This is a genomic window from Prevotella sp. OH937_COT-195, assembly GCF_003932845.1.
GTDB lineage: Bacteria > Bacteroidota > Bacteroidia > Bacteroidales > Bacteroidaceae > Prevotella.
In genome coordinates this window covers 1-13,117 of record NZ_RQZH01000035.1, presented here as the reverse complement: position 1 = coordinate 13,117, position 13,117 = coordinate 1, and the positions used below count along the sequence as shown (strand labels likewise).

Here is a 13,117-nt window from a genome sequence, read left to right as displayed (position 1 = left end):
TTTCAGCGTTTCGCATATACGTTTCCCTACATTCATAATCTTGAAAACAGATTTGGTTATGCCCGCAAAATAAATAAAAAAAAACGAATTGTGCAAATAAGTAGAATAAAAAGCCAAAACAGATTTAAGATAATCTTAACAAACGTGCGAAAAAGTCCCAGCAAAGACTTTTCCGCACGTTATTAATTATTTTAATTTTTCAATGTCGTTTTTAATACGGATACATTATTGCGTGGTAGAAAAAGAAATGTTGTGCCATGCTTTTCCTTTACTATCTTGTATGCTGAGTATCAAAACAGATGATAAACCATTTAATTTTTGATGGCTTATTTCTTCTTTTCCATTGATGCCGAACTTGCCAGCTATGATTATTTTTCCTGTTATGTCATAAATACGATAGTTACATTGTGGTGTCCCATAAATGCTTAATCCTTTTTCATCAATATGGAATGACGACAAGTTTTCGTATTGACTGTCAATACCGGTGTTATTGTTGAAAAAATCTTTCCATTGTTCTGCATTTCTGTAAGCGTTTTCCGCTTCCGCCGGAACATTCAGATTAACTTTTGAAACGGGAACGTTTAAGAAAACTTTTTTACCGAGCACAGGAGGTGTTACTGCAAACGACGTTAGTTCGCTTAACGCCATGTTGTTGGCAAATGCTTGTTCGCCAATTTGTTGTAATGACGGAGAGAACATGAATGAACGCAAAGATGTATTATCGGTAAAAGTGAAATCACCGATATGTGACAAAGATGAGAAATAAGGATATTCTTCCATTGCTGTGCAATATGCGAATGCGTGATTGCCAAGTCTTTCTACGGAATATGACAAACTGACACTTCTTAATGCAGAACACTTGGCAAAAGCCCTGTCTCCAACGCTTGTCAATGCGGTAAGTGAAACTTCTTTAAGCGATGTTGCTGCTTCGAAAGCACCATGTGTATCTTCAGTTCCGTTTTCTATTTTCTGTACATTGTCTGCAATTAAGGTTTCAAGACTCGTGTTTCCTGCAAATGCGCCGGCAGCTATTGTCGTAACGTTTGCGAGATTGGGATATTCTGAAAAATTGATGTCTTTATCATCTCCATTCCAACGCAACAATGTGGAACGGTCTTCCGACAGGACATACTTTGACGGAATGATGTCGTCGGTGATTGGCAAAATCTGAGAAAATGTTTTCCAGTTAGGCGTTATTTTATATAATTCAACACTTTCCTGTGGAACATAAAGAGTTGCCTTGTTATCCGTATCGCAAAGCATTCCTTTTGCCTGTGGAGGATAGGGGGCGTGACACACTACTTTGTATTGTTTGTCTTTATTGAGATCAACTAAAGACCAAAGTCCTATTCTGTCCAAAGTACTTGGAAGTTCTATAAAACTCAGGTTTTCGCAATCATGAATACAATAATTGCCAATATCTGTTACTCCTTCAGCTACTCTTAATTCCGTTAATTTATTACATGTAGAGATGCATCCTTCTTCTATTTCTCTTAATGTCGTTGGCAGTTTTAATTCGTTTATAATGGCACGGCAGAAAGAACGCTTGCCCAGCTTTATGGTTCCTACCGGAACTTCATACTTGCCTTCCTTACCGGGAAACAATACCAATGTGGATAAATCTAACGTGAAAAGAACACCGTCGACGGCTGTGTATGCAGTTCCGTTAGGAATGGAAAACTCCTTAATCTGATCACACTTCCCGAAAGAAGATCCATCAACGTTTTGTAGCGATGCAGGCAGTTTCAACACAGAAGGCAATGAGGTACATTTCCAAAAAACTTCTAGTTCAATTGTTTCAAGACCGTTGGGGAAGAGCAAATTGCTTAAGCTCGCACAACTGCTAAATGCCCCCTGTTTGATGGTTCGCAAATTGCGTGGTAAAGCAATTGTCTTTAAAGTCATAGCATATTGAAAGCAATATATAGGGATTTCTTCAATATCTGCCGGGAGATATATAGAAGATAGGTGGCTGTTATAAAAAGTGTAGTTATATAATTGCTTTACAGAGGAAGGAACGGTGAAATCTCCCGTGGTAGCACAAGGAACATAAAATAATTGCGTCCTGTCCTTATTATACACGGCACCATTATACACCATAAGAGTCGGATGCTTTGGAGAAACGGTAACGGTGGAAACGGCATCGCACTCTTCAAACATCTCGCCTAAACCACCCCATATAATACCGTCGAAATTTGGACCTGGGATTTGATATTGACGTGGAAGATGAATCTTTTCTAATTGCGGACATTTCTCAAAAGCCATAGGCCATATTTCAAGATAGGGTTCGTCCCAATCGTTGCCCTCTTCGAAAGTCACCCCTTTCAAATTTTTGCAATTATAGAATGCACGATGTTTCAAAATATTCATTCGCTTGCTAAAGTGTACCTTGGTCAAAGTTGTATTGTTCTCAAAAGCATTGCCCAAGATCCGATATATATCTTTCAATACAGGGTCTTTTGTGAAATCGATTTCCGTTTCTGTCCCCTTCCATTTTTTCAAGTTCCCACCTTCTATTTCATAACTTGATTCAGGATATGGTTGTGCCCATGAGCATATCGCCATTATTAATAATGACATTAGAACTATTTTTCTTTTCATATTTTTAATGTTATTTTGATGTTTAGAATGGTTTGTTATTATTGCTTCAACAGTTTGTGTATATATACTATCGACTCATTGTTTTTCGATATACTTATGATATATAGTCCCGGAGCAATACTGTCAAGACTTATTGACTCTTTGATAGAAGTTATTTCCTTCCTCAATATCAACCTTCCGTTTAAATCAGTCATAACAATGTCTTGTCCGATTGAGTTTTCCGGACATTCTATTGTTACCTGCTCTCTTGCGGGATTAGGGTAAATCTTAAATTCATTATTTTTAAGAACTTCCGGAACGGAAGTGACATCTATTCTCTTCCGCTTTGTCTTTCGATTTCCTAAGACATCGTAAGAGTAGGTTGTTACACTGACCGGTGTTGTCACTTTGACGAGTCGATTTAGTTTGTCGTACTCGTAGGTTGTATTAGTTTGCGCCATCAATTTCTGAGACAAAACAGAAAACAAACAGAATATTAATAATTTGAATTTATTCATAATATCTTTATATTTAATACATACCAGTTTTTTTAACAGTCCACAGTAAAATATTATTGATACCTTTTCCAATACCTACACTATCCAGTCCTTTATTTAATAGTTGTCCTGCGTGCCATATCGGATCCGATGAATTGTTCATCGCTTTAATATAAGTGTTAAAATCTCCTCCAGTTTTTTTTGCAGCCGAGATAGCTTTGACATTGTTTATTATGTGCATCTCAATTATAGAGCTAAGAACGACAACGGCTAATGCATCAACAGTTACAAAACCTTTAGGTTTAAAAAGTCCTCCTTTATTAGCTCCTTTTAAAATCTCTTTTTTAAGAATTTGTAATTTCCACTTTGTAGAAGCAGAAACAGCGGATGTTCCCTTTATAGCACCTGCCAAAGTTTTTAATTCAAGCATAAATTGACCCAAAGCCTCTGTTGTCGCTGTTGTCAGTTCTACAGAATTAACCAACCCCAGCCCTAAATAGGATTCCCCTTTTGGGTCAATCCCCATTATCGGATTATTATCCGCATAAGGATAGAGGTTGGTGCTCCATATCGGGTCTTCGGATAGGATACGCCCTATTGTGGGGTCATAATGTCGTGCTCGCATGTAATAAAGATGCTCGTTGAGATACATTACGCCATATTTGCCAACGTAACGGAATGGGTTGAAGTCGGTCTCTTCTTGTTTCGTTATATTGCCAAAATCGTCATATTGATAGCGGTGAGTTACTTTGGCATTGTCGTTTACCATAGCCACCGTACTGCCACGGAAGTCAGAGACGTAGTAATGTATGGTTCCATCGCCATTGATGCGGGCTTCTAATCCTGCACCATATAAGTAATAGCAAGTAATATTTCCACTTGCATCCACCTCTCCAATGACATTGCCAATACCACTGATATCGGTGAGATATCGGTGTGTACCATACTGTCTAATATTTCCCATTGGATCATACTCTATAGTTGTTCCAGCTGCAGAAGTCAATCTGTCAGACCTATCCCACCTGTACTGTTCGCTTCCCCTTTGCAGTGTATTGCCATTATTATCGAAAGCAAAATGTGTATTTCCTGCCTTCTCTATACGATTGACAGAATTATATGTATAATCCACATCTTCTTCTTCAGATAGTGTTTCAACAAAAGGTTCTCGTGATGTTTGTTCAATGATATTGCCTGCTTTATCAAGTTTGAACTCGTAGCCTGCAATTTGTGAACCGTTGGAACGCAATGTTTTCTTAGCCGTTAATCGCCCAGCATGGTCGTATGTGTAATCGGTATGTATGCCATTTGGATAATCAACTCTTGTAAGTTTGCTATCTTTGTTGTATGTATAACTGATAGTCCTATCATGCCAGTCGGTAAGAGAGGTAAGCCTGTTCAAGCCATCGTATCTGTAGTATATACTCTTTCCGTTCGGGTAAGTTATTTTTGTAACGTTATCATTGGAGTCATATCCATATCTGATACGGTTGTTCGAAACATCATTATAAGAAACTTCTATGACTCTGTTGAAGCCATCATATTGAAATTCAAGTTTCTTATTGTCTTTCTTTACTTCGGCAAGCCGCATCTTATCATCATACCGATAATTATTAATTCCGTCATTCACAACTCTTCCCAAAGCATCGTATGAATATGAAAGTTTTGTTCCGTCAGGCTTCGTGAAGTTTTTCAAACTTCCATCTTCGTTGTATTCGTAGTGTTTGGTGTATCTGCCGGATGAAACAGATTTTAACCAATCGGTGGCATTATCATAAGACATTGAAGTCATTTCTCCTTTGGCATTTGTAATGCCTGTCATATTATCATTCTTATCATAACTATACCGTGTAGAATGGTTTTCGGCATCAGTTTCTTCTATAATGTTATCGTTATTATTATATTTATAATATGTGGTATTGCCCAAAGCGTTCGTTGCAGAAATGAGTCGGCTGGCTCTATCATATTCCATCGAGGAACTGATACCTATCGCTGGTTGATACACCTGTGTAAGATTCCCGTAATTATTGTAAGAGAACTGTGTTTCTATGTTTTCTGCACTCGTTACTGAAATAGGCAAGCCATTAGAACTTATTTCTATTGTTGTCGTGGAATTTTCTGGTGCGTTGATTTCGGTCAGATTACCTCTGCTATCGTATGAATATCTTGTCGTATTTCCATTTGCATCTGTTTGACTTGTGATATTGTTGTTTTCATCGTATGTCATTCGGGTAGTATGTACTTCCGAATTGTCAATAGATGAAACTCTTATTTCCGTCACATTTCCTCTTTCATCATAATTGATTTTGCTAATGTCACTATTATTGGATTTTACAGAAGTAGGCAATTGTGGTTGAGCATTGTCATTATATGATGCCGAGATGTTTAATCCCTCGTCTCCATTCATCCGGGTCATCACATTATTACTATTATAGTTGTAGGCGAATTTAGATGTTTGGCCGTGACGTTTAACCTGAATCATCGATGAGGTCTTTGCCTGTCCTTGATAGTCAGCAGATACTGAAACAGAAGTTTTTGTAGCAGGCACACCGTTCATACCGGATACTGTATTTTTCAAACGTCGATTTGCTTCATATTCGTTCTCTATATAATTGCCTTTTGGTAATTGTACGCGTTGTAACAAGAATGCAGTTCCTCTGTTGCCCGCATCGCCATATTCATAATTCGTACAATTACCCTCTGCATCAATGAACGACGTTAGTGCATAAGCATCAAGAGGCTTGTTATATGTATATTGAAATCTTATGCTTCGACCAATTGGGTCTATAATGCTTTCAATAAGATTTGTACCTGTTTTATATTTGAATTTCAGTTCACGTTGTCCGTCAGATACACTGCTTATGTTCATTGTTCCGTTTTGTCCTTCCGAATAGTTTATATTTAATTGATTGCCGTTTCGGTCGGTGACGGAAGATAAGTACAAAACCATGGCACCTGTTCCTCCCTGATTGGTGAAGCGGTATTCTGTCTTTGATTTTGTACGGATAATTACTTCGTTATAGTTTACGGTCATATCATCATACACTCCAATTGACTCCGGGTGCATTTTTGTTCCGTCTGACTTGTATATGTGTATGTTTCCACCTCCCCAATGCACGATTGCACGCGCATCAGTTCCTTTTCCTACAAGTGTTATATAGGAATGATATGTGTGGCTCTAGCCTATTCCGAGTGGTTGGTAGGTTTCTGTTTTTCCTTTTACTTCACGTGAACCGAAGAACGCATCAGGCAAGGTTGTATTATATGAATTATATTCGTGTGAAAAAGTCAATGGTACAACACCGTCAAGAGAGAAGCCGGTTTTTGTATAATGATTGAAATTACCCATTTGGAATCCAATACCCAATGACAATGTCTTTGTTGTGATATTAAGCGGTTCAAAATAATCATTTACCGTAGGATTAGGTGCAGGAATATAACCACTTTCTATTTTTTTCATTATGTTTGTCAACATTATGAATGCTTCTCCACGAAGACATTCATCGTATGGACGGAATGTGTTGTTCTTTCCACCGGAAGGAGTTGCTATAATTCCGAGTGCTGCTGCTTTTCGTATGTAGCCGAACTTCGTGGGGTTGTTTTCCAACAAACTTACTGCATCCTTATCCGCTGGATATGGATTATTGCTGCTTGATAAATCAGGCTTTATATTGAATGTTTCACAAAGAGCTTTCAGAACATCAACTCTCGTGATGGTATTTTTAGGATTAAAATTCAAACGATTCCTGTCAAAAGGAGATACTCCGTCTCCATATTCAAGATATAGTAGTGAACGTGCAGCTTGATAATAATATGAATTTTCCGAATTTAGTTCGGCTATATCGGAATATACTGATGGATAAATATCAGACGGAACATTAGACGGAACTTGACTTCCATTAAGAAGATACAGTCCACGGAATGCTATTTTAGCTAAATGTGCCCTTTTAAGTTTTCCGGTAACGTTCACCGAACCATTTTCGTCTGAACCAGAAAGAACCGTACGTCCACAAAGGAACGCTGTGGGTTCATAATATACGCTTGATGTCGGTATGTCAGAAAGGTCGCAATCTCCGCTTGGTTCGCTTCCACCGATTGTAGTGAACGACCAAATAGGACTTGCTGGTGCGTATGTGGCAGAACTTTTGTTATACTTCCATACCTGCCAATAATATTTTGTGCCATTTTTCTCATTACGCAGACTTGTTCCTCTATGTGAACCTCTTGATTCTCTATAATTTGAAAGATTACTATCCTCGCTATATCTCACAGCATATAATTCACCCTCAATACCTCCACTCCAAGAAACATCGGTATATGTACTAATACCAGTAGCGTTATCGGAGGGAGAAGGCGATGTTACGGGCTTATCACCAGTTGTGAAACTTCTTAATTCGCTTTGGTTGTAATCTACTGCGTTTCCATCACTTGCACTACCAGAATAAAAGCGATAATAGTAAGTTGTATTGGGGACAAGTTTATCTATATCAAAACTGAATGTCAGAATGTCATTGGAAGCATTAAAGTTTTGGCCTTGGGTTATTTGTCCAAGGGTCTTTGTCATTCCATATTTGAAGAAACATGCTCCACGATGCCCATTAGGGTTAGTACTTCCTACCAAAGTGGCTGTATATTGCCCAATATTTGTTGCATAGGCCGATACGATTGTAGGAAGTTCCCACGGGGTTTCAGTAGTGAAACTTTTAATTTCTCCAGAAGTCACTCCCGAACTATTTGAGGCTAACAGTTTGTAGTAATAGGTTTTTCCACTTTCCAATCCGGTTATTTTTGACGATACATCAAAATATCCGGTACCTGTTGCACCGTATTTGATTGTGGTGCTGTTTGGCATGTCGTATCTGGATGTGCCGTATTGAAAAGAGTAATAAGTTTCTTGTCCGTATGGATTTATTGTTCCGAACAGGGTCGCATTATCTATTCCTACAATAGCATCCCCTGTAGTTACATCCGGTTTAGGAGTTGATGCCGTAACTGATACTGTGTTTGAATAGTAACGCACATTACCAATTTTAAGTATAGAACAATAGTAACGTGTACCACTATCGAAACCAGAAACATTTATAGTTTGTACACATGTTGAGTTTCCTGCGTAAAACGTAATGCTTCCATAATCCCGACCACAAACCAAAGAAGCAACATTGCTTGTACGGCTTTCTTTTATGTGAAACTCCATTGTTGATGGAGTATTGATTGGATTTCCATTTGAGTTAACAAGTTGTGTCTCAAATCTAAGATTCGTCCCAGAAATGGAAACCAATCTTAATTTTACATATCCCCCGGTATAAGTGTACCCACAAGTTCCATGAACATCACCTTTTTTGCTTGGCGAAATGTCGTAAAACTCGGTTCCCACATCCGGGTCAGCGGAATAATGTTGTCCATATACAACCGTGAATGTTGTCAGAAGAATGGACATTAGCAGTAATTTTTTCTTTAACATGGCTAATTATTTTTTGAAATTATTTTTGCTTATAATCAGTATTTTATATGAAATATTATTGTGTATAGAACTGAACCAAAGAAGAAGGATCCCACTATTCGATTTATGTAAATCCTTGTAGGTTAGGAAATACAAAAAAGAGGTGGAAATGCAGTTTCCTATTTATCTAACCTCCAAACCTCCGTATTGTTCCTACAAAAAATAAGCAACGCGGTAAGTCCACGTCATGATTAATATACACCCACTTTACATGTTGCAAATAATTTTAATGCGCATTTTGAAAAATGTATAGAAAGCATCCTGACGTGATCGTTCCCTGTCGCCGCATCTTCTGTTTTTTTAGTCAAGTTTGCGAAATTTGATAGAAGAGATAACGTTTGTAAATGCTCTTTTCAACAAAAATTAGTTTGACTTACCCTTTTGGGATTTGTTTAAACTTTTGCAAAATTAATAATAAAAAATATAAGTACAAAAAAGAATTTAAAAAATTTTGATTTATTGTTGTATTTATGGTGTTATAATAACTTGACATAAGTACGAAAAGAATGAAAAGATTTGGTTTCTCGTTTGTTTTTTGCTATCTTTGCAGCCTGAAATTAATTTAAAACAAGGTAAAGTAAATTAAGATGAAAGCATTTGTTTTTCCCGGACAGGGAGCACAGTTTGTAGGTATGGGCAAAGACCTTTACGACAACAATCCGTTGGCAAAAGAACTTTTCGAGAAGGCTAACGATATTCTTGGCTATCGCATAACAGACATCATGTTCGAGGGAACAGACGACGAACTGAAGCAAACAAAGGTGACACAGCCTGCCGTTTTCCTTCACAGCGTTATAAGTGCGCTCTGTATGGGCGATGATTTCAAGCCGGAGATGACTGCCGGTCACTCGCTTGGTGAGTTCTCTGCACTCGTTGCTGCGGGAGCATTGAGTTTCGAAGACGGACTGCGCCTTGTCTATGCACGTGCTATGGCGATGCAGAAGGCTTGTGAGGCTGCACCTTCTACTATGGCTGCTATCATCGGACTGCCGTTTGACAAGATAGAAGAGATATGCGAGGAAATCAGCAAGAAAGGTGACAAGGGCGTTGTCGTACCGGCAAACTATAACTGTCCGGGACAGTTGGTAATCTCGGGTAATATCGAGGCTGTGAACGAAGCGTGCGAGCAATTGAAGGCTGCCGGCGCGAAGAGGGCACTGCCTCTTAAGGTGGGCGGTGCGTTCCATTCACCTCTGATGCAGCCGGCGAAAGACGAATTGCAGGCTGCCATCGAAGCGACAGAGATAAACACGCCGAAGTGTCCCGTGTATCAGAATGTTGATGGCAAACCACATACCGACCCGGTGGAAATAAAGGCTAACCTAATTGCACAACTCACGAGCAGCGTACGCTGGGCACAGAGTGTGGAGAACATGATTGCCGACGGTGCTTGCGACTTTACGGAGTGTGGTCCGGGCAAGGCTTTGCAGGGAATGATAGCAAAGATTAACCGCGAGGTAAGCGCACACGGAATTGAAGATTGAACGTTTAGAGATTAAACGTTGATGACGACAAGTTGAAAGTTGGGCGGAGTAATATTTTCTCGTTTCTGCCCGACTTTCAACTTGTCGTCATCAATGCTAAATCTTGATAATAATATGAAGCCAATAATATACCAAGTCTTTACCCGCCTTTTCGGCAACAAAAACTCCACGAACAAGAAATGGGGAACGATTGAAGAGAACGGGGTAGGGAAAATGAACGACTTCGACGATGCCGTACTTGGGAGAATAAAAAAACTCGGTGCTACGCATGTTTGGTTTACGGGAGTCATACGTCACGCATCGCAGACAGATTACTCAAGCCACGGAATACCGCGACAGCACCCTGATGTAGTAAAAGGAGTGGCGGGTTCTCCCTATGCAATAGCAGATTACTATGACATCGATCCGGACATTGCCACTGATACGGACAAACGCATGGAAGAGTGGCTTGCCCTCATTGAGCGTACACACAAGGCCGGAATGAAAGTGGTAATGGATTTCGTGCCGAACCATGTGGCACGCGAGTACAAAAGTATATGCAGACCGGAGGGTGTGAAAGACCTCGGGGAGGACGATGCCACGGATCGGCAATTTGCTCACGACAACAATTTCTATTATATTCCGGCACCGCTTGATCTTTCAAATGTAAATGTCGGAACGGACGGAGTTCCGTACAAGGAATATCCCGCACGCGCAACGGGTAACGACGTGTTTTCTGCCACTCCGTCGCGCAACGATTGGTATGAGACGGTAAAACTGAACTACGGCACAGACTATTGCGATGCCGGCGGACGGTCGGAACATTTTCACCCCATACCGGACACATGGGACAAAATGACCGACATACTGCTTTTCTGGGCGCGTAAAGGTGTCGATGCGTTCCGATGTGACATGGCAGAAATGGTGCCGGCAGAGTTTTGGGCATGGGCAACGGATAAGGTAAAGTTCTTGTTTCCGGAAGTAAGATTCATCGGCGAGGTGTATAACCCGTTGGAGTATCGCAGGTATATTGCTGCCGGCTTTGACTGGCTTTATGACAAGGTGGGGATGTACGACTGTGTGCGAGACGTTATTTGCAACCGTTGCCATGCGTCAGACATTACCGCACAATGGCAGAATGCCGGCGACATGCTCGGTCGCATGCTTTATTTTCTTGAGAATCACGATGAACAACGCATCGCAAGCGATTTCTTTGCGGCAGATGCCCGACGCGGCATTCCGGGGCTGATTGTATGCGCATTGTTTAACAAGGGACCGTTCATGCTTTATGCCGGGCAAGAGTTCGGAGAGCGAGGAATGGACGAGGAGGGATTCAGCGGTACCGACGGACGTACCACAATATTCGACTATTGGTGTGTAGATACTCTTCGTCGCGGATATTTCGACCGCCGTCATCTGCGTAAGGAGGAGCGAGAAATTGAAGAATCGTATCGCAGAATACTTACATTGGCTAACGAAGAGCGTGCCGTGAGCGATGGAAAGTGTTATGACTTGATGTATGTGAACCAACATATTGCCGACCGACAGTTTGCTTTCCTGCGCAAGAATGATAACGATACGTTGCTCGTGGTGGCTAACTTCGATGACAACAAAGCGGAGTGCGACATTAATATCCCGCGTCACGCATTCGATTTTCTTAAAATGTCGGATAGCGTAAGCACTGCCACAAATCTGTTGACGGGTTCTGATATGGTTCTTAAACTGACAGCCGAAAGTCCGGTGCATCTGACAATACCGCCGCTCGGAGGAGTTGTTTTGAAATTCAAAAGTTAAAGGTCGGAAACATAATGATTCGTTTTCCGACCTTTAACCCAAAGATTTCGAATTTCAGTTTGTTCTGTGTATTATGCTGCCACTTCCCTGATGTGTTGCCAACACCAGCACTTCGGCAATCTGAACGTGAGCCGGTGCGTTGGCAGCATACAGCACCACGTCGGCAATATCGTCGCCTGTAAGTGGTTTGATACCTTTATATACATTCTCGGCACGTGCGTTGTCACCGTGGAAGCGCACGTTGGAGAAATTGGTTTCCACGAGTCCCGGCTTAATGTTTGTCACGCGTACCGCCGTGTGGGCAACGTCTATGCGCAGTCCGTCGGTAATGGTTTTCACGGCAGCCTTGGTGGCACAATACACGTTTCCGTTGGCGTATGCCGCGTCGCCTGCCACTGAACCGATGTTTATGACGTGTCCCTTGTCGCGTTCCACCATTCCCGGCACTATCAAACGTGTCATGGTGAGCAGACCTTTTATGTTGGTGTCTATCATCGTGTTCCAGTCTTCCGGGTCTCCTTCGTATTCCTTGTCTAACCCGAGAGCCAGTCCGGCATTGTTAACCAGCACGTCAATTTGTCTCCAATTTTCGGGCAGCGAGGCCACTGCCTCTTCGGCTTTGTCGCTCCGACGTACGTCGAAAACCAGCGGCAACACTTTCTTGCCGTCGTTCTCCAATTCCGTTTGCAGGGCTGCGAGTTTGCTTTCGTTGCGCCCTGTTATAATAACCGCGTAACCGCTTTGTGCAAACTTACGGGCACAAGCCTCCCCGATACCGCTCGTGGCTCCCGTTATCAATGCAATTTTTTGTTCCATCACAGATGTGTTTTTGACAATGTTCAGGCTTCCGCAGGTGTCCATTTGCAGCGTACCGGTGACACGATGCTCCCTTCTTTCTTCATCACAGCGAATGCTTTATCTACTTCCTTGCGGTCAATTCCTGACAATGTTGCCACTTCTCCCGCCGACACCGGTTTGCCGGCATCGCGCATGGTTTGCAATACTTTTTCCTTAGTATCCATATTACTGTATTTTTAAGTTTAACATTCTATAGTGTGGTGCAATCCAAGCATCACGATTGCAAAGATAAAAAATAATTCACTTAATACAAAGTTTTAATGATATTATTAATCGGCGCGTCATTAAAACATAAACACTCGGGAAACATACTTGTTGTTATTTAACCCCAATCTGTCATTAGACCGCATTTTCTTAGATTTGCCATTGCCGTTACGCTTCCCAACTGCTTTAGCCCGCTTGCTGCCATCTGCGCAGCCATTACATCT

The 13,117-nt window shown here is 41.0% G+C and carries 8 protein-coding genes; 2 read left to right on the top strand and 6 right to left on the bottom strand.

The features are described from left to right. Positions 1-225 precede the first annotated feature (225 nt). From EII32_RS10570 to EII32_RS10555, 4 genes are all read right to left on the bottom strand, one after another. Entirely contained in the window at positions 226-2,601 is a 2,376-nt protein-coding gene (locus EII32_RS10570; RefSeq protein ID WP_125235368.1) for a leucine-rich repeat domain-containing protein, read from the bottom strand. Between the two features lie 38 nt (positions 2,602-2,639). Then, complete coding sequence (locus EII32_RS10565) at positions 2,640-3,041, bottom strand: T9SS type A sorting domain-containing protein (protein WP_158611177.1); 402 nt, start codon at positions 3,039-3,041, stop codon at positions 2,640-2,642. A gap of 70 nt (positions 3,042-3,111) precedes the next feature. After that, the gene (locus tag EII32_RS10560; RefSeq protein WP_158611176.1) at positions 3,112-6,108 is read right to left on the bottom strand and encodes an RHS repeat-associated core domain-containing protein; all 2,997 of its coding nucleotides are present in this window, start codon (positions 6,106-6,108) and stop codon (positions 3,112-3,114) included. Positions 6,109-6,252: 144 nt separating this feature from the next. Beyond that, positions 6,253-8,535, bottom strand: a complete 2,283-nt coding sequence (locus EII32_RS10555) for an S-layer homology domain-containing protein (RefSeq protein WP_125235365.1) — start codon at positions 8,533-8,535, stop codon at positions 6,253-6,255. Positions 8,536-9,161: 626 nt separating this feature from the next. On the opposite strand from EII32_RS10555, the gene fabD reads away from it, so the two are divergent. Both fabD and EII32_RS10545 read left to right on the top strand, forming a co-directional pair. After that, positions 9,162-10,058 (top strand): ACP S-malonyltransferase, encoded by an 897-nt coding sequence (fabD, locus tag EII32_RS10550; protein ID WP_125235364.1) that lies wholly within the window; start codon positions 9,162-9,164, stop codon positions 10,056-10,058. 114 nt (positions 10,059-10,172) lie between these two features. After that, positions 10,173-11,831, top strand: coding sequence for an alpha-amylase family glycosyl hydrolase (locus EII32_RS10545; RefSeq protein ID WP_125235363.1), 1,659 nt, complete (start codon positions 10,173-10,175; stop codon positions 11,829-11,831). A gap of 54 nt (positions 11,832-11,885) precedes the next feature. Here EII32_RS10545 and EII32_RS10540 read toward each other — a convergent pair whose 3' ends face one another. Both EII32_RS10540 and EII32_RS10535 read right to left on the bottom strand, forming a co-directional pair. Then, positions 11,886-12,647, bottom strand: coding sequence for an SDR family oxidoreductase (locus EII32_RS10540; RefSeq protein WP_125235362.1), 762 nt, complete (start codon positions 12,645-12,647; stop codon positions 11,886-11,888). Positions 12,648-12,670: 23 nt separating this feature from the next. Then, positions 12,671-12,853 (bottom strand): transcriptional regulator, encoded by a 183-nt coding sequence (locus EII32_RS10535; protein ID WP_125235361.1) that lies wholly within the window; start codon positions 12,851-12,853, stop codon positions 12,671-12,673. Between the last annotated feature and the right edge of the window lie 264 nt (positions 12,854-13,117).

Excerpts from the sequence above, each read along its gene's own strand:
- EII32_RS10570 (WP_125235368.1), bottom strand. The coding sequence starts at position 2,601 with ATGAAAAGAAAAATAGTTCTAATGTCATTATTAATAATGGCGATATGC.
- EII32_RS10565 (WP_158611177.1), bottom strand. The coding sequence starts at position 3,041 with ATGGCGCAAACTAATACAACCTACGAGTACGACAAACTAAATCGACTC.
- EII32_RS10560 (WP_158611176.1), bottom strand. The coding sequence starts at position 6,108 with ATGACCGTAAACTATAACGAAGTAATTATCCGTACAAAATCAAAGACA.
- EII32_RS10555 (WP_125235365.1), bottom strand. The coding sequence starts at position 8,535 with ATGTTAAAGAAAAAATTACTGCTAATGTCCATTCTTCTGACAACATTC.
- fabD (WP_125235364.1), top strand. The coding sequence starts at position 9,162 with ATGAAAGCATTTGTTTTTCCCGGACAGGGAGCACAGTTTGTAGGTATG.
- EII32_RS10545 (WP_125235363.1), top strand. The coding sequence starts at position 10,173 with ATGAAGCCAATAATATACCAAGTCTTTACCCGCCTTTTCGGCAACAAA.
- EII32_RS10540 (WP_125235362.1), bottom strand. The coding sequence starts at position 12,647 with ATGGAACAAAAAATTGCATTGATAACGGGAGCCACGAGCGGTATCGGG.
- EII32_RS10535 (WP_125235361.1), bottom strand. The coding sequence starts at position 12,853 with ATGGATACTAAGGAAAAAGTATTGCAAACCATGCGCGATGCCGGCAAA.